General features: G+C 64.0%; 18 protein-coding genes. 13 read left to right on the top strand and 5 right to left on the bottom strand.

What is annotated here, in order from left to right; all coding sequences use genetic code 11:
- The first annotated feature begins 171 nt into the window (after window positions 1-171).
- From AC4PTO_RS08235 to AC4PTO_RS08205, 7 genes are read left to right on the top strand one after another with little or no spacing between them, the layout of a single operon-like run.
- Complete coding sequence (locus AC4PTO_RS08235) at window positions 172-987, top strand: MBL fold metallo-hydrolase (protein WP_492733252.1); 816 nt, start codon at window positions 172-174, stop codon at window positions 985-987.
- A 3-nt stretch (window positions 988-990) separates the two neighbouring features.
- On the top strand, window positions 991-1,935 hold the full coding sequence (locus AC4PTO_RS08230) for an MBL fold metallo-hydrolase (RefSeq protein ID WP_492733251.1): 945 nt from the start codon (window positions 991-993) through the stop codon (window positions 1,933-1,935).
- Window positions 1,936-1,943: 8 nt separating this feature from the next.
- The gene (locus AC4PTO_RS08225) at window positions 1,944-2,498 is read left to right on the top strand and encodes a thioredoxin family protein (protein WP_492733250.1); all 555 of its coding nucleotides are present in this window, start codon (window positions 1,944-1,946) and stop codon (window positions 2,496-2,498) included.
- Window positions 2,498-3,235, top strand: a complete 738-nt coding sequence (gph, locus tag AC4PTO_RS08220; RefSeq protein WP_492733249.1) for a phosphoglycolate phosphatase — start codon at window positions 2,498-2,500, stop codon at window positions 3,233-3,235. The genes AC4PTO_RS08225 and gph overlap by 1 nt, the downstream gene beginning before the upstream one ends.
- Complete coding sequence (locus AC4PTO_RS08215; protein ID WP_492733248.1) at window positions 3,222-4,088, top strand: MBL fold metallo-hydrolase; 867 nt, start codon at window positions 3,222-3,224, stop codon at window positions 4,086-4,088. The genes gph and AC4PTO_RS08215 overlap by 14 nt, the downstream gene beginning before the upstream one ends.
- A gap of 42 nt (window positions 4,089-4,130) precedes the next feature.
- A complete protein-coding gene (locus AC4PTO_RS08210) occupies window positions 4,131-4,565 on the top strand; it encodes a TIGR01244 family sulfur transferase (protein ID WP_492733247.1) in 435 nt (144 codons plus the stop codon).
- 19 nt (window positions 4,566-4,584) lie between these two features.
- Window positions 4,585-6,336, top strand: a complete 1,752-nt coding sequence (locus AC4PTO_RS08205; RefSeq protein WP_492733246.1) for a SulP family inorganic anion transporter — start codon at window positions 4,585-4,587, stop codon at window positions 6,334-6,336.
- 2 nt (window positions 6,337-6,338) lie between these two features.
- Here the strand turns inward: AC4PTO_RS08205 and AC4PTO_RS08200 are convergent, their stop codons facing one another.
- A complete protein-coding gene (locus AC4PTO_RS08200; protein ID WP_492733245.1) occupies window positions 6,339-7,475 on the bottom strand; it encodes an NAD(P)/FAD-dependent oxidoreductase in 1,137 nt (378 codons plus the stop codon).
- Here AC4PTO_RS08200 and AC4PTO_RS08195 point away from each other — a divergent pair.
- Both AC4PTO_RS08195 and AC4PTO_RS08190 read left to right on the top strand, forming a co-directional pair.
- Window positions 7,395-7,724, top strand: coding sequence for a hypothetical protein (locus tag AC4PTO_RS08195; protein ID WP_492733699.1), 330 nt, complete (start codon window positions 7,395-7,397; stop codon window positions 7,722-7,724). The two genes, AC4PTO_RS08200 and AC4PTO_RS08195, sit on opposite strands and share 81 nt — an antisense overlap.
- Window positions 7,696-8,472 (top strand): helix-turn-helix transcriptional regulator, encoded by a 777-nt coding sequence (locus tag AC4PTO_RS08190; protein ID WP_492733244.1) that lies wholly within the window; start codon window positions 7,696-7,698, stop codon window positions 8,470-8,472. Before AC4PTO_RS08195 ends, AC4PTO_RS08190 begins: the two co-directional genes overlap by 29 nt.
- Before the next feature lie 355 nt (window positions 8,473-8,827).
- Here the strand turns inward: AC4PTO_RS08190 and tsf are convergent, their stop codons facing one another.
- Together tsf and rpsB are read right to left on the bottom strand one after the other, a co-directional pair.
- A complete protein-coding gene (gene tsf, locus AC4PTO_RS08185; RefSeq protein WP_492733243.1) occupies window positions 8,828-9,739 on the bottom strand; it encodes a translation elongation factor Ts in 912 nt (303 codons plus the stop codon).
- Window positions 9,740-9,808: 69 nt separating this feature from the next.
- Window positions 9,809-10,579 (bottom strand): 30S ribosomal protein S2, encoded by a 771-nt coding sequence (gene rpsB / locus AC4PTO_RS08180; protein WP_492733242.1) that lies wholly within the window; start codon window positions 10,577-10,579, stop codon window positions 9,809-9,811.
- Between the two features lie 205 nt (window positions 10,580-10,784).
- Between rpsB and AC4PTO_RS08175 the strand changes: the two genes are divergently transcribed.
- From AC4PTO_RS08175 to AC4PTO_RS08160, 4 genes are all read left to right on the top strand, one after another.
- Window positions 10,785-11,132 carry a cupin domain-containing protein gene (locus tag AC4PTO_RS08175; protein ID WP_492733241.1) on the top strand — a complete coding sequence of 116 codons (348 nt, stop codon included), beginning with the start codon at window positions 10,785-10,787 and terminating at the stop codon, window positions 11,130-11,132.
- Window position 11,133: 1 nt separating this feature from the next.
- Window positions 11,134-12,042, top strand: a complete 909-nt coding sequence (locus AC4PTO_RS08170; protein ID WP_492733240.1) for a PfkB family carbohydrate kinase — start codon at window positions 11,134-11,136, stop codon at window positions 12,040-12,042.
- Entirely contained in the window at window positions 12,042-12,956 is a 915-nt protein-coding gene (locus tag AC4PTO_RS08165; RefSeq protein ID WP_492733574.1) for a pseudouridine-5'-phosphate glycosidase, read from the top strand. The genes AC4PTO_RS08170 and AC4PTO_RS08165 overlap by 1 nt, the downstream gene beginning before the upstream one ends.
- An 88-nt stretch (window positions 12,957-13,044) precedes the next feature.
- Complete coding sequence (locus AC4PTO_RS08160) at window positions 13,045-13,776, top strand: DUF502 domain-containing protein (protein ID WP_492733239.1); 732 nt, start codon at window positions 13,045-13,047, stop codon at window positions 13,774-13,776.
- Here AC4PTO_RS08160 and AC4PTO_RS08155 read toward each other — a convergent pair.
- Complete coding sequence (locus AC4PTO_RS08155) at window positions 13,737-14,774, bottom strand: patatin-like phospholipase family protein (RefSeq protein WP_492733238.1); 1,038 nt, start codon at window positions 14,772-14,774, stop codon at window positions 13,737-13,739. The two genes, AC4PTO_RS08160 and AC4PTO_RS08155, sit on opposite strands and share 40 nt — an antisense overlap.
- Before the next feature lie 146 nt (window positions 14,775-14,920).
- Window positions 14,921-15,382 carry an Lrp/AsnC family transcriptional regulator gene (locus AC4PTO_RS08150; protein WP_492733237.1) on the bottom strand — a complete coding sequence of 154 codons (462 nt, stop codon included), beginning with the start codon at window positions 15,380-15,382 and terminating at the stop codon, window positions 14,921-14,923.
- Window positions 15,383-15,471: the final 89 nt, after the last annotated feature.

The following is a 15,471-nucleotide window of genomic DNA, read 5'->3' as shown; positions in this document are numbered from 1 at the left end:
GCGCTGAAAGGATCAGCTTGCCCTCGCGCGGAGCCGAGGTCATATTCGCATGAATGAATACCTTGTTTGGGAGGACAGCGAATGACCCTCACGCGACGAACTATTCTTCAGACAGGTGCCGCCGCGCTGCTTACGCCGATGTTTGCACGCCGCAGTTGGGCCGCAAGCACGATGGAGATCGGCAATATCCGTGTCGATACGCTTTCGGACGGACACCTAGTCCTGCCGATGAGCTTCGTGACCGACCATGACGGCGCGAGGGAAATCATGGCGACCTACGGCATGACCGGCGATGCGGTCGAGCCGCCTTGCAACGTCACGCTTCTTCGGGATGGCACCAATACGGTGCTGTTCGATGTTGGCGCAGGCCCTGATTTCATGCCCACCGCCGGAAAGCTGTCCGAGGCGATGGACGCGCTTGGCATCACGGCCGATGATGTCACCCATGTGGTTTTCACGCACGCCCATCCTGACCACCTTTGGGGGGTTCTGGACGACTTCGACGAACCTCTTTTTGCCAATGCGACGCATATGATGGGCAAGCAGGAATGGGATTACTGGATCGACCCGGAAACGGCCAGCACTATCGGCGCGGGCCGTGAAAGTTTTGCTGCGGGTGCGATCCGGCGCCTTCAATTGCTTGAAGATCGCATCGTAACGTTCGATCCAGAAATGGAAATCCTTCCAGGTATCAATGCCGTGGCAAGCTATGGTCACACCCCGGGCCATATGTCGTTTGAAGTGCGTCAAGGCAATGATGCCTGCATGATCGTGGGCGATGCGATCGGCAATCATCATTTGGCTTTCGCGCAGCCGCTTTGGGCATCGGGTTCGGACCAGGATCCGGAACTTGGGAGCAAGACCCGTGCAGATCTTCTGGCGCGGCTGACCGATCAGCAGATGCCGATGATCGGCTACCACCTGCCGGACGGCGGGATCGGCCGGGTTGAACGCGATGGAGAATCCTATCGTTTCGGGGGTGTTTGATTCATGAAATATTCTATTCTTGTCAGTATCTTGCTTTCCGCTCCTGCAATGGCATCCGAAGATATTGCCGACCAGTATCCACAATCGGTGCTTTATGCCAAACCCTATGAGGTCATCCCCGGAGTCTATTCCGCGATCGGCGCCACTGCCCCGCCGACCTACGAAAATGCCGGCCATAACAACAACCTCAGCTTCATCGTCACCGGCGAGGGTGTCGTCGTCGTGAACTCGGGTGCCTCCTACCTTCTGGCCAAGGCGTTGCACGACGAAATCAGGGCCGTGACCGATCAGCCCGTGAAGCTGGTGATCAATGAAAACGGTCAGGGCCATGCGATGCTGGGCAACAACTACTGGATCGAACAGGACGTGCCGGTGCTGGCCCATGTCGATGCCGCGGCCGAGTTCGCCCATGAGGCCGGAGGCGACCTTGCCGCGCTGCAAAACTATGCCCGAGAGAACGCCGAAGGCACGGATCCGATGGGCCCGACCGAGACATTCGAGGATCGCCGCAGCATCGAGATGGGCGATTTCACGATCGAGGTCCTGCATCTTGGCCCCGCCCACAGTCCGGGTGACACTCAGGTCTGGTTGCCCCGGCAAAGTTTCATGATCGCGGGCGACATCGCCTTTCATGAGCGTATGCCGCCGATCTTCGAAGGCACCTGCACCTCATGCTGGATCGAGACATGGGAAACCGCCTTCGTGCCGTTGGAGCCGACCTTTGTCATCCCAGGACACGGCCATCCGACGAACCTTGCCCAGGTTACTCGCTATACGCGCGACTACCTTGTCTATCTGCGCGAAAGGATCGCCGAGCATATCGAGTCTGGCGGAGATCTTTCGCAGGCCTATTATGTCGACCAGACCCCCTATACGCATCTCGATACATTCGAGGAACTGGCGACAAAGAATGCCGGTGTCGTCTATGCTGAGATGGAGTTCGAATAGGAGCACGGATGGCTGTATCCCCCCCAGTTTGCGATTTCGGGCGCCCTGCCCCCGACTTCACCTTGCCCGGAACCGACAGGCGCCTGTGGTCCTTGCACGATATTGCCGGGCCGCGCGGCACGCTGGTGATGTTCATCTGCAATCACTGTCCCTATGTGCAATCCATTCTTGACCGGATCATCCGCGATGCAGAAGCGCTTGTAAAAACGGGGATCGGTGTTGTGGCGATCAGCGCGAATGATGCGGTGGCCTATCCTGAAGACAGCTTCAAGAATATGGTCCGACTGGCGCGGGATCGTGCCCTGCCCTTTCCCTATCTTCATGACGAAACTCAAGCTGTCGCAAAGGCTTACGGCGCTGCCTGCACACCGGATTTCTTCGGCTACAATGCGGCCGGAGAGTTGCAGTATCGCGGGCGCCTTGATGCCTCGGGTCGCCAGGCGGGGGCTGCGGATGCTCGCAGGGAGCTTTACGAAGCCATGTGCCAAGTGGCCGAAACCGGCCGCGGTCCAGCCGAACAGATCCCCTCGATGGGCTGTTCCATAAAATGGAAAGACGCGTGATGCACCTGCCCGCAGTGATCTTCGACCTCGACGGCACGTTGATCGATTCCGCCCCCGACATTCATGCAGCCTCGAACGCGGTGCTGGCCGAGCACGGTTTTGCGCCGCTCAGCCTGCCGCAGGTGCGCAGCTTCGTTGGGCGCGGCGTGCCGCATCTGGTAGATTGTTTGCTGGCGGCCTCGGGCGAGGATCCGCAGGGGGCGCTGCATGCACGGATGGTTGCGGCATTCAGCGCGCGCTATGAAGAGGCGGTCGCGCTGACCGAAGTCTATCCCGGCGTGCCCGAGGCGCTTCGGGCCCTTGCGGAGGCCGGGCATCTCCTAGGAATATGCACGAACAAGCCCCTCGCCCCCACCCGCGCGGTTCTGGCCCATCTGGGGCTTGACGGGTTCTTTGGCACCGTGATCGGTGGCGACAGCCTGCCCACGCGCAAGCCGGATCCCGCTCCGCTGCTTCATGCCGTGGACAGGATCGGGCGCCCCCGCGCAATCTTTGTCGGCGACAGCGAGGTGGATGCCGAAACCGCCCGCGCCGCCGGGCTGCCCTTCCTGCTGTTCACCGAGGGCTATCGCAAGACCCCGGTGCAGGATCTTCCCCACAGCGCGGTGTTTTCCGATTTCGCACAACTGCCGGGCCTGGTTGCCGGTTGCGAAACTGCGGACATGCCCTACCGTCCCGCCCTGCAAACCCCATATCAGGGCAATGCAGACAAGGAGGCGTCGAATGCTCAAACCTGACGTGACGGCCTTTTTCGACGAGGCCACCTACACCGTTACCTTTGTGGTTCGGGATCCGCGAAGCGATGCCTGTGCGATAGTCGATTCCGTGCTGGATTTCGACTACGCCTCGGGGCGGACCGATACCCGCTCGGCCGACCGGGTCATCGCCCATGTGCGCGACAATGATCTGCGCGTCGAGTGGATCCTGGAAACCCATGTCCATGCCGACCACCTGTCCGCCGCGCCATATATCCAGCAGCGCGTCGGCGGCAAGATCGGCATCGGGGATCGCATCATGGTGGTGCAGGACACTTTCGGCAAGATCTTCAACGAGGGGACCGAGTTCCAGCGCGACGGCTCGCAGTTCGACCAGCTTTTCCAAGAAGGGGATACCTTCGAAATCGGCGCGCTGAAGGGCTGCGTCCTGCATACGCCGGGGCATACGCCGGCGTGTCTGACCTACGTGGTGGGCGATGCGGCCTTCGTGGGTGATACGCTCTTCATGCCCGATTTCGGCACCGCCCGGTGCGACTTTCCGGGCGGTTCGGCCGAGGCACTTTACAACTCTATCCAGAAAATCCTCACACTGCCGGACGAGACGCGCATCTTCGTGGCACATGACTATAAGGCGCCGGGGCGCGACGAATATGCCTGGGAAACCACCGTTGCCGAAGAAAAGGCGCGTAACATCCATGTCGGTGCCGGGCGCACGAAGGATGAGTTTGTGCAAATGCGCACCGAGCGCGATGCCACGCTTGCAATGCCGCGCTTGATCATCCCATCGCTGCAGGTAAACATGCGCGCAGGCCAGATGCCGCCCGCGGACGAGGACGGCAAGACCTATCTGAAGGTTCCGGTGAACGGTCTCTGACAGGGATACGAAACCGCCGGAGCCACCGGCAGGAACAGGGAGATGACGATGGATCTGCGGCAGATTACGCCGGACTTCGCGGTTGCGCCGCAAATCACGCCCGAAGAGGTGGCCGCGATCGCAGCACTCGGTTATCGCACGCTGATCAACAACCGCCCCGATGACGAGATCGAAGACGCGCTCGACAGCGATGCGATGGCCGTTGCTGCCGCCGAGGCGGGGCTTGCCTACCATCACCTGCCCTATTTTCCCGGCCAGATGACGCCCGATCTCGTGGCGGCGTTCGAGGCAGTCATGGCCACGGTCGAGGGGCCGGTGCTGGCCTATTGCCGTTCGGGCACGCGTTCGTCCCATCTTTGGGCGATGGAGCAGGCCGGAAAGCGGCCCGTCACACAGATCCTTTCGGCCGCGGCCGAGGCCGGGTATGACCATTCCGGGCTGGTTCCGCTGCTGGAAGAACATGCGGCACGACGTTAACTGTGCGCCTTAACTGCGTATGATAAAAACGTATTTCCCGATCACAACTTGGGCGCGCACCTACTCCCGTGCGACCCTTGAAGCCGATCTGGTGGCTGCGCTGATCGTGACCATCATGCTGATCCCGCAATCGCTGGCCTATGCGCTTCTGGCGGGACTTCCGGCCGAGGTCGGGCTTTATGCCTCGATCGCGCCGCTGGTGATCTACACGATCCTTGGCACCTCGCGCACACTTGCCGTGGGGCCTGTGGCAGTGGCAAGCCTCATGACCGCCGCCGCCGTCGGAGAGATCGCGGCCAAAGGTACCCCCGAATATCTGGGGGCCGCGATCGCGCTTGCCTTCCTGTCGGGGCTCATGCTGCTGGTCATGGGGATGCTGCGGATGGGGTTCATCGCCTCGTTCCTCAGCCACCCGGTGATTTCCGGTTTCATCACGGCCTCGGGCATCCTGATTGCCGCAAGCCAGATCAAGCACCTCCTTGGCATCGGCGCCAATGGCAAGACCCTGCCCGATATTGCACGTTCTCTGGCCATGCATATCGCCGAGATCAACCTGCCCACCGTTGCGATCGGGGTCACGGCCACGGCATTTCTTTTCTGGTCTCGCAAAGGGTTACAGCCCCTTCTTCGGGCGCGCGGGCTAAGCCCAAGGCTTGCGCAGCTTGGCACGCGCACGGCCCCCGTGATCGCGGTCGCGGTGACGATCTTGCTGACCTGGGGTCTGGGCCTCGAGAATTGGGGGGTCCGGGTGGTGGGCGACGTGCCCGCAGGCCTTCCTGTTCCCGCCCTGCCCCCTTTGGATGCCGGGCTCTGGGCCCAGCTTGCCGTGCCCGCGCTGCTAATCTCGATCGTGGGCTATGTCGAGTCCATCTCGGTTGCGCAGACGCTGGCAGCAAAGCGGCGGCAGCGTATCGACCCGGATCAGGAACTGGTGGCCCTGGGCGGCGCGAATATCGGCGCGGCGCTGTCGGGCGGGTTTCCGGTAACCGGAGGGTTCGCGCGGTCGGTCGTGAATTTCGATGCCGGGGCCGAGACGCCGGCTGCCGGCGCATTCACCGCGATCGGGATGGCCCTGGCAACACTCACGCTGACACCCGCGCTCTACTATCTGCCACAGGCAACGCTTGCGGCGACGATCGTGGTCGCGGTCCTGACGCTGGTGGATCTGTCTGCGCTGCGTCGCACCCTGTCCTATTCACGCGGTGACGGGGCCGCGATGCTGGCGACGATACTCGTGACGTTGATCGGCGGGGTCGAGACCGGCATCGGCGCGGGCGTGGGCCTGTCGATCGCGCTGCATCTGTGGCGCACCTCGCGCCCGCATGTTGCGATTTTGGGCCAGGTTCCAGGGACAGAGCATTTCCGCAACATCGCGCGCCACCGGGTCACCACCGTGCCCGAGATCCTGTCGATCCGCATCGATGAAAGCCTGTATTTTCCCAATGCCCGTTTTCTCGAAGACCTGATCTATGACTGCGTGGCCGCCGATCCGGCGCTGCGCCATGTCGTGCTGAACTGTCCGGCAATCAATTTCATCGACTCCTCGGCGCTTGAGGCGCTTGAGGCGGTGAATCAGCAACTGAAAGATGCGGGCGTCTGCCTGCACCTGTCCGAGGTGAAGGGTCCGGTCATGGACAGGCTGACCCGTTCGGATCTGATTACCCATCTGACGGGGCGCATATTCCTGACCCAATGTGATGCGCTGAACGCACTTGCCCCGGATATTACTGCGGCCACGATGGCCGCAACCCGGACAGAGACGACGCGCTAGGATCAGACGACCGCGCGTTCCAGGCACGGAGAGCCGCTCAGGATCCGCTCGACGCCAAGCGCCGACAGATCCAGCGCCTGCCAGCGGCCGGTCAGGATCTGCTCGGCCAGCCCACGCCCGACGGCGGGGGCCTGTTGCAGGCCGTGGCCGGAAAATCCGTTCGCCAGAAAGAGGTTCCCGACATCTGGATGGCGGCCAAGGATCGCGTTCTGGTCCAGCCGGTTATAGGCGTAATGCCCGACCCACATGCGCACCACCTTCACTTGATCGAAACCCGGCGCGCGGGCATGGAGGGCGGGCCATATCTCATCCTCGAACAGCCGGTGGTCGGGGGTGAAATCCTCGGGGTCGCAGGGGCCGTCCTCTTGCGGAACCGTGGCGCAGATCCAGTGCCCGCTTTCGGGACGCAGGTAAAAGCCGGTATGATCGACCAGAAGCGGCGCATCCGGATGGCGTGCATTGGGGGCGTCGATCACGAAGACGGTGCGCTTGCGCGGCTCGACCGGAAGGTCGTGGCCAAGCCAGCGAAGAAGATGCGCCGCGCGGGTGCCCATGGCGTTGACGAAAGCGCCGCCCGCAAGGCTTTGGCCGGAGGCAAGCCGCAAGGCCTGAATACGCCCGCCCTGCGCCACGACGCCCGTCACCTCATCCGCGATGAACCGGGCGCCCTGAGCGCGGGCCTGCGCGCGCAGCCCGGCCAGAAGGCCCATATTGTCGAACCAGCCCTCATCGCGCGGTCCGAATGAGCCCGCCACGACATCGTCCAGCGAAAGCCAGGGGAAACGCGTGCGCAGGGCCGCGGCATCAAGCACCTCGGTTCCCGCGCCGAACCCGCGCTGCATCGCGGCCAGATCCCGCATCAGCGCGGCCTGATCCGCCCGCCCGGTCAGAAACAGATACCCGTTCTCGCGCAGGCCCAGATCGGCCACCCCGCCCTGCGGGCAATGTCGGGCGAAGTCACGGATGAAACCGATCCCGAAGCGCGAAATCTGCACATTGACGGGATGCGAGAATTGAGACCGGATCGAAGCCACGGACAGCGCCGTAGATGAGCGCGCATGTCCTGGGTCGCGCTCGATAACCGCAACGGAGAGACCGGGCGAAAGGCGCGTCAGCCAGAATGCTGCAGCGGCACCCATTACGCCGCCACCGGCGACAATCACATCATAACTATCCACATTACCCCCAGAAAAGAAGACAATTCATGCCTCAAAAGCAATGTGCCCCGTCGGATTAGTCCAGCGCCCCTTGAAAATACCCTTTCCGGCGTGGCAAAAGTGACGATCGGAAATGTCATGTCGTTATTGCCGCGATCCGATGGCGTCGTCAGAGCATTTCCATTCGGGATCGAGGATATCCATGCTGGCGCACTTGGAAAGGCTTATTGAGGCGCGGACAGTCGAAGATATCTGGGCTTTGCATTGCGACCGCATGGCCGACTACGGGTTTGACCGGTTGCTGTATGGCTTTACCCGGTTCCGCACGGCGCACAGCTTCGGGAATATCGAAGATACGCTGATCCTTTCCAACCATCATCCCGATTACCTTCGCGCATTTCTTGACGGCGGTATCTTCAACCACGCGCCCATGGTGCGTTGGGCGGCAGATAATCAGGGGGCGTGTTCGTGGCGTTGGGTCGAGCAGCAGGCCCACGCAGGCAAGCTGACGCAGGCCGAACGAAAGGTGCAGGAGCTGAACCTGCGATACGGGATTCGCGCGGGCTATTCGATCTCGTTTCCGGAACAGTCGGGGCGCGCCAAGGGGGCGATCGGTCTTTGCGCGCGCGAGGGGTTGTTCCAGCACGATGTGGAAGAGATCTGGCAAAGCCATGGCCGCGAGATCTTCGTGCTCAACACCCTGACCCATCTGCGCATCAGCTCCATGCCCTTCGCCACGGCGCGCCGCGCACTAACCTCGCGGCAGCGCGAAGTGCTGGAATGGGTGGGCGACGGCAAGACCACCGCCGATATCGCCATCATCATGGGGCTGACCGTCGCCACCGTGGAAAAGCACCTGCGCCTTGCGCGCGAGGCGCTGGACGTGGACACCACCGCGCAGGCGGTTCTCAAGGCCTCGTTCCAGAACCAGATCTTTCTCAGCTCATCCCAGGAGGTGCCGGTCGGCATCAGAAGATGACGTTAGGTCAGGTTTTCCCCACTTTCCAAGATCGCCAGGTTCGCGGTTAGATCGGAGAGTTCCAAGAGTGATGGTTTTGACCAGGGACGTCGGGGCGGAGGTTGTGCCGAGTATAGTCCGGCTGCAGCTTGTTTCCTGACCGGGCAACCGGACCCGGTCCTGTCTGGCGCATTTTCGTCTGGCAGGGCCAATAAGTTTGGCGCGTGATCCTCATCCCAGTGGTGGTGCGGCCAAGATGCGATGCGGGCCGCGAAAGTGCGCCCGCATCGTTATTTTCCGGGGTTGGCAAGGCGAACAAAGCAAAACGCCGCCCCGAAACAGGGCGGCGTTGCTTGATAGTCGAAAAGACGCGCGCTCAGGCGCCTTGCAGGGTTTTCGCCACTTCGGCGGCGAAATCTTCTTCTTTCTTCTCGATGCCTTCGCCGACGGCCACGCGGGCATAGCCCGTGATCTCGACGCCGGCTTCCTTGGCGGCCTGTTCGACCGTCAGGTCGGGGTTGATGACGAAGGCCTGGCCAAGCAGCGTGTTCTCGGCGAGGAACTTCTTCATCCGGCCCGGGATGATGTTGTTGTGGATCACCTGGTCGGGCTTCGGCTTGGCCGAGGCAGCGTTTTCTTCCAGCGCCTTGGCGGTCTGGACCTGAAGCTCGCGCTCCACCAGATCGGGGTCCAGGGTCGCTTCCGAAAGCGACAGCGGGCTTGTTGCGGCGATATGCATCGCGAACTGCTTGCCCAGTTCCTGCGCCTTGTCGGCCGGGCCCTTGACCGCGACCAGAACGCCGATCTTGCCCATGCCTTCCGCGGCGGCGTTGTGGACATAGGACACGACCGTGTCGCCTTCCAGCATGTGCATGCGGCGCAGGGTCATGTTCTCGCCGATCCGGGCGATCGCGTTGGTCAGCACCTGCTCGACGGTTTCGCCGTTCAGGTCGGCGGCTTTCACCACCTCGACCGAGTCGCCGGTTTGCAGCGCGATATCGGTGATGTCGCGCACCAGTTGCTGGAAGTCAGCGTTCTTGGCGACGAAATCGGTTTCCGAGTTGATCTCGATCGCGACGCCGCGGCCACCGTCGACGGCCACGCCGATCAGGCCTTCGGCGGCCACGCGGTCGGCTTTCTTCGCGGCTTTCGCAAGCCCCTTGGTGCGCAGCCAGTCGATGGCGGCTTCCATGTCGCCATTGGTTTCGGTCAGCGCTTTCTTCGCGTCCATCATGCCTGCGCCCGAGGTTTCGCGCAGCTCTTTCACCATTGCGGCGGTGATGGTCATTGGACCTCTCCTATCATTGGGGTGAAGGCGGGGTTTCCCCCGCCCTTGTGTCATCGCGATGACAGAGGCTCAGGCCTCGGCTTCCTCGACGGCGTCCTCGGCCGGCGCTTCTTCCAGCGCGCCAAGGTCCACACCCGCGGCGCCCATCTGGGCGGTCATGCCGTCCAGCGCGGCGCGCGACACCAGATCGCAGTAAAGCGCGATGGCGCGGGCGGCGTCATCGTTGCCGGGGATAATGTAATCCACGCCCTTGGGCGAGCAGTTGGTATCGACCACGGCCACGACCGGGATGCCCAGCTTCTGCGCTTCCAGGATGGCCAGGTCTTCCTTGTTCACGTCGATCACGAACAGAAGGTCCGGCAGGCCGCCCATCTCGCGGATACCGCCAAGCGAGGCCTGAAGTTTCGCCTGCTCGCGTTCCATGCCAAGACGTTCTTTCTTGGTCAGACCCTCGGCGCCCGAAGCCATCACCTCGTCGATCTGCTTGAGGCGCGAGATCGACTGGGAAACGGTTTTCCAGTTGGTCAGCGTACCGCCCAGCCAGCGGTGGTTCATGTAGTATTGCGCCGATTTCTCGGCGGCTTCGGCCACGGCCTTCTGCGCCTGACGCTTGGTGCCGACGAACAGCACGCGGCCGCCCTTGGCGACGGTGTCGCGCACGACCTGGAGCGCCGCGTCCAGCATCGGAACGGTCTGCGTCAGATCGAGGATGTGGATGCCGTTCCGCTCGCCATAGATGAATTCCGCCATGCGCGGATTCCAGCGTTGCGTCTGGTGGCCGAAGTGGACGCCAGCTTCAAGAAGCTGACGCATCGAAAAATCAGGAAGCGCCATGTCCATGTTCCTTTCCGGTTTGCGCCTGAGCGGGGCATGAGGGCTGTTGCCCAACCGGCGGACCCAAGGGGATGTCTCTCCCGAAGGCCCAACCCCGCCTGTGAAGTAGGGGCGCGATAAGCCAAAAGCCGTGCCTTGACAAGCCCCCTGCCCGCAGGTTCCCTTGAAAACCCGTCCCCGGACGCGTTTTCCCCACCGCAAGGAGTCCATCATGACCGATTTCCCCGCCTTCATCCAGGCGCTGCCGGGGCTTGAGCTGCCCTTCGGCGAGGATGTGGTCTCGGCCCGCGCGATCCGTTCGGACCAGGGGCTGGCGGTGTTCTTCACCTTCCACCGCGATACCGAGATCCCGCCGCACAGCCATGGCGCGCAATGGGGCACCGTGATCGCCGGAGAGGTCGCCCTGACCATCGCCGGGGATACCCGCATCTGCCGGCCGGGCGACAGCTATTCGATCCCCGCGGGGGTGGAACATGCGGTTCGCGTGACCGCAGGCACCCGCGCCATTGACGTTTTCGCCGAGGCCGATCGCTACGCGCTGCGCGGACCGGGGGCCTAGGATGGATCGGTCCGCGCCGGGCGGCCTGCCCGATATCCTGTGCATCGGCTCGGTGTTGTGGGACATCATCGGCCGCGCGCCCGTCCACATGCGGCAGGGCGCCGACGTGCCGGGCCGCATCACGCGCCTGCCGGGCGGCGTTGCGATGAACATCGCCATGACGCTGGCCCGCTTCGGGCTGCGCCCGGCGGTTCTCAGCGCGATCGGGCGCGACAGCCAGGGCAAAGAGCTGATCCGCGCGGCCGGGGTGCTGGGCGTGGATTGCGCGCTTGCCTACCGCTCGGACGATCTGCCGACGGATCGCTACATGGCGATCGAGGGCGCGAACGGCCTGATCGCGGCCATTGCCGATGCCCATTCGCTGGAAAGCGCGGGCGACAAGATCCTGCGCCCGCTGGCCGATGGACGGCTGGGCACGGCCGAGGCGCCCTGGCCCGGGCCCGTGGCGCTTGACGGCAACCTGACCGAGGCGCTTCTGGCCGGGATCGCGGGCTCGCCCCTTTTCGCTGCGGCCGATCTGCGCGTGGCCCCTGCCAGCCCCGGCAAGGCCGACCGCCTGTCGCCCTTCCTTGGCGCGGGCCGCGCGGTGCTTTACCTCAACCTCGAAGAGGCCGCGATCCTGTGTCAGCAGCCCTTCGCCACCGCCGGGGCCGCCGCCGAGGGGCTGCTTGCGCGCGGCGCGGGCCGGGTTCTTGTGACCGACGGCGCGCGCGCCACGGCGGATGGCGCGTCCGAGGGCGTCATTGTCGCCGCCCCGCCGCCAGTCATGGTGACCCGCGTCACCGGCGCGGGCGATACCTTCATGGCCGCCCATATCGTGGCCGAAAGCCGGGGCGCCTCGCGGTCCGAGGCGCTTGAAACCGCGCTTCAGGCCGCCGCCCGCTACGTTTCCGGAGAGATGACCGCATGATGAACACCCCCCTCAGCTATGCCCCCGACGTGCGCGCCGCCCTTGATGACGGCGGGCCGGTCGTGGCGCTGGAATCCACCATCATCACCCATGGCATGCCCTGGCCGCAAAACCTCGAGACCGCCCAAAGGGTCGAGGCAGAGGTCCGCGCCGCGGGCGCCACCCCGGCAACCATCGCGGTGATGGGCGGGCGCATCCATATCGGCCTGACACAGGACGGGCTGGTGCAACTTGCCCAGGCGAAGGACGTCATGAAGCTGTCGCGTGCCGATCTGGCCGCCTGCCTGGCCACCGGGGCCACCGGCGCGACCACTGTCGCCGCGACGATGATCTGCGCGCATCTGGCGGGCATCGGGGTCTTTGCCACGGGCGGGATCGGCGGGGTCCATCGCGGCGCGGAACTGTCCTTCGATGTCTCGGCCGACCTGCACGAACTGGCCGCGACGCCGGTCACGGTGGTTGCCGCGGGCGCCAAGGCGATCCTCGATCTGCCCAAAACGCTCGAAGTGCTTGAAACGCTTGGGGTGCCGGTCATCGCCTATCGCCAGGCGGCCTTTCCGGCCTTCTGGTCGCGCGATTCGGGCCTTGGCGCGCCCTTGCAGGCCGACAGTGCCGCGGTGATCGCCGCCGCGCACCGGATGCGCGTGCGCCTTGGCCTGCCCGGCGGGCAACTGATTGCGAACCCGATCCCCACGGATGCCGAAATCCCCCGCGAAGAGATCCTGCCCGTGATCGAACAGGCCCTGGAGGAGGCGCAGGCACAGGGCATCGCCGCGAAATCGGTCACGCCCTTCTTGCTGCAACGGATCTATGAGCTGACCGCGGGCCGCTCGCTCGAGGCCAATATCGCGCTGGTGCTGAACAATGCCCGCCTTGCCGCGGATATTGCCACGGAACTGTCGCGCGGAAGCTGATTGCCGCAGCAGGCTTGTTGTCGCGCCCCGCGAAAGCCCCTAAGTATCAAAGGCCCCGGCTGGCGGGGTCTTTCAGGCGCATCACGACATGACCGAGCACGACGACGAGGTTTCGCAATCCCCCCGCGCCCCGCGCAGACGCGGCCTCTTTCACGGCGTGCGCGCCTCGTTTCTGACCGGGCTTGTGGTGATCGCGCCGATCGGGCTGACGGTCTGGCTGATCTGGACGGTGACGGGCTGGATCGACGGCTGGGTGCTGCCGCTGGTGCCCGAACGCTGGCAGCCCGAGCAATATATCGGCATCAACCTGCGCGGTGTCGGCGTCATCATCTTCCTGATCTTCACGGCCATCGTGGGCTGGCTTGCCAAGGGGCTGATCGGGCGGTCGCTTCTGCGGTGGGGCGAGCATATCGTCGACCGGATGCCCATCGTGCGCACGGTCTATAACGGGCTCAAGCAGATCGCCGAAACGGTGCTGAGCCAGAGCGAGGCCAAGTTCGACCGTGCCTGCCTGATCGAATATCCCCGGCCGGGCCTGAAGGCGATCGCCTTCGTCTCTTCCACCGCCAAGGGCGAGATCGCGCGCCGGGCAGAGCCGGGCGATCCGCTGATCTCGGTCTTTCTGCCCACCACGCCGAACCCGACTTCGGGCTTTTTGCTGTTCGTGCCGCGTTCGCAGCTGACCTATCTGGACATGAGCGTCGAGGATGCGGCCAAGCTGATCATCTCGGCCGGGCTGGTCTATCCCAGCCCCAAGGCGGCGCCGGGCGCCCGGCCCGCTCAGGAAAACATCGCCACCAGGTCGACCGAGGCGCGCTGACCCAGATCGTCGGCATGGGCGTCGAGAAAGCGGTCCGCCGCCGCCTGCCCCGCCGCCTTCAGGCGCGACAGCGTGCCTTGCCCCGGCGCGATCTTGCTGTCGGCGCGCAGCGAGGTCATCACCGCGTCATCGGCCACCAGATGCATCAGGACATCCTTCATCCGCCCCTCGATCACGCTGCCATCGGCGATCAGGCGGCGCACGAAGCTGATCGCGCGCAATTCGCGCAGCAGCGAGGAATTGAAGCTGATCTCGTTGATGCGGTCCTCGATCTCGGCGGGGGTCTTGGGAATCCCGTCGCGCATCAGGGGATTGATGTTCACCACCACGATGTCGCGCGGCAGGTCGGCTTCGAACAGCGGAAACAGCGCGGGGTTGCCGGTGAAGCCGCCATCCCAGAAGGCCTCGGTGCGGCCGGTTGCGGGATCTTCGATCTCGACGGCGCGAAAGACGTTGGGCAGGCAGGCCGACGCGAGGATCGCATCGCAGGAAATCTCGGCGCCCGAAAAGACGCGGATCTTGCCGGTGCGCACATTCGTCGCCGAGACGAACAGCCGCGGCCCGGCCTCGGCGCAGACCTCGTCATAGTGGAACCGCTCGACGATGCGGGCCAGCGGATTGACGTAGAACGGCCCGCTGTCATAGGGCGAGACGATGCGCCCGAAGGCATCGGCCATCGCAACGGGGGTGAAGGCCTCCATCCAGCGGTTCACGATCTCGGGCACCGGGAACAGCGCCCCGATCCAGCGGGTGAGCCGCAGATCGTGCACCTCGGAGACCTGCGACCAGAGCCAGTCGAGATCGTCCCGCGCGCCCTGCCGCCCGTCGCGCACCAGACCCGATTTCAGCGCGGCCCCGTTCAGCGCCCCCGCCGAGGTGCCTGAGATCGCGGCGATCTCGAGCCAGTCCTCGTCGAGAAGCCGGTCGAGCACGCCCCAGGTGAAGGCGCCATGCGCGCCCCCGCCCTGAAGCGCGAGATTGATGCTTTTGGGTTTCATCTTACCTCCGGTTGCCCGTCCGGGGGCGCAGGGGGCTGCGCGCCCTCTCTGGCCTGCGGCCATTCACCCTGCGGGATATTTCTGCCCTGAAGAAGCGCGCATCGCGTTTTGGGGCGCGCGGGAAGGAAGCTGTCACCCTGCCGGCCTCAGAGCGGCAGGAGCGTGGTGGATTTGATCTCCTCCATCGACAGCAGTGCGGTGACGTTGTGGATCTTCACCTCGCCGATCAGCGCCTGGTAGAATTGATCATAGGCGCGCGCGTTCTTGACCCGGACCTTCAGGATATAGTCGATATCGCCCGCGAGCCGGTGCGCCTCGAGCACTTCGGGGCGCGCGCGCAGGGTGGCGAGGAACTTGCGCTGCCAGTCGGATTCGTGTTCGGAGGTGCGGATCAGGACGAAGAAACAGGCCTCGAGCCCGAGCGCCTCGGCGTCGAGCAGGACGGTCTGCCGCCCAATCACGCCCATATCCTTCATCTTGCGAATCCGGTTCCAGACCGGCGTCTTGGAGGAGCCGACCTTCCGGGCGATCTCGTCCAGAGACTGGCTTGCGTCCTCCTGCAACTGAGAGAGGATTTTCCTGTCCATCTCGTCCAAACGAACTGCCATTCGCGTTTTCTCCGATTATCGGGAAGCCTGTTTTGTCAGGCGCACCCTACGGAACAAAGTTCCTTATCTGCAAGGGCGTATAGGCAAAA

The sequence above is a fragment of the Rhodobacter maritimus genome, assembly GCF_058747975.1.
This window is presented reverse-complemented; position numbering and strand designations above follow the sequence as displayed.

Coding starts and splice junctions, on each gene's coding strand:
- gph (WP_492733249.1), top strand. CDS start 2,498: ATGCACCTGCCCGCAGTGATCTTCGACCTCGACGGCACGTTGATCGAT.
- AC4PTO_RS08160 (WP_492733239.1), top strand. CDS start 13,045: ATGACCGAGCACGACGACGAGGTTTCGCAATCCCCCCGCGCCCCGCGC.
- AC4PTO_RS08175 (WP_492733241.1), top strand. CDS start 10,785: ATGACCGATTTCCCCGCCTTCATCCAGGCGCTGCCGGGGCTTGAGCTG.
- AC4PTO_RS08200 (WP_492733245.1), bottom strand. CDS start 7,475: ATGGGTGCCGCTGCAGCATTCTGGCTGACGCGCCTTTCGCCCGGTCTC.
- AC4PTO_RS08150 (WP_492733237.1), bottom strand. CDS start 15,382: ATGGCAGTTCGTTTGGACGAGATGGACAGGAAAATCCTCTCTCAGTTG.
- AC4PTO_RS08190 (WP_492733244.1), top strand. CDS start 7,696: ATGCTGGCGCACTTGGAAAGGCTTATTGAGGCGCGGACAGTCGAAGAT.
- AC4PTO_RS08225 (WP_492733250.1), top strand. CDS start 1,944: ATGGCTGTATCCCCCCCAGTTTGCGATTTCGGGCGCCCTGCCCCCGAC.
- rpsB (WP_492733242.1), bottom strand. CDS start 10,579: ATGGACATGGCGCTTCCTGATTTTTCGATGCGTCAGCTTCTTGAAGCT.
- AC4PTO_RS08205 (WP_492733246.1), top strand. CDS start 4,585: ATGATAAAAACGTATTTCCCGATCACAACTTGGGCGCGCACCTACTCC.
- tsf (WP_492733243.1), bottom strand. CDS start 9,739: ATGACCATCACCGCCGCAATGGTGAAAGAGCTGCGCGAAACCTCGGGC.
- AC4PTO_RS08195 (WP_492733699.1), top strand. CDS start 7,395: ATGTCCTGGGTCGCGCTCGATAACCGCAACGGAGAGACCGGGCGAAAG.
- AC4PTO_RS08230 (WP_492733251.1), top strand. CDS start 991: ATGAAATATTCTATTCTTGTCAGTATCTTGCTTTCCGCTCCTGCAATG.
- AC4PTO_RS08235 (WP_492733252.1), top strand. CDS start 172: ATGGAGATCGGCAATATCCGTGTCGATACGCTTTCGGACGGACACCTA.
- AC4PTO_RS08155 (WP_492733238.1), bottom strand. CDS start 14,774: ATGAAACCCAAAAGCATCAATCTCGCGCTTCAGGGCGGGGGCGCGCAT.
- AC4PTO_RS08165 (WP_492733574.1), top strand. CDS start 12,042: ATGAACACCCCCCTCAGCTATGCCCCCGACGTGCGCGCCGCCCTTGAT.
- AC4PTO_RS08210 (WP_492733247.1), top strand. CDS start 4,131: ATGACGATGGATCTGCGGCAGATTACGCCGGACTTCGCGGTTGCGCCG.
- AC4PTO_RS08215 (WP_492733248.1), top strand. CDS start 3,222: ATGCTCAAACCTGACGTGACGGCCTTTTTCGACGAGGCCACCTACACC.
- AC4PTO_RS08170 (WP_492733240.1), top strand. CDS start 11,134: ATGGATCGGTCCGCGCCGGGCGGCCTGCCCGATATCCTGTGCATCGGC.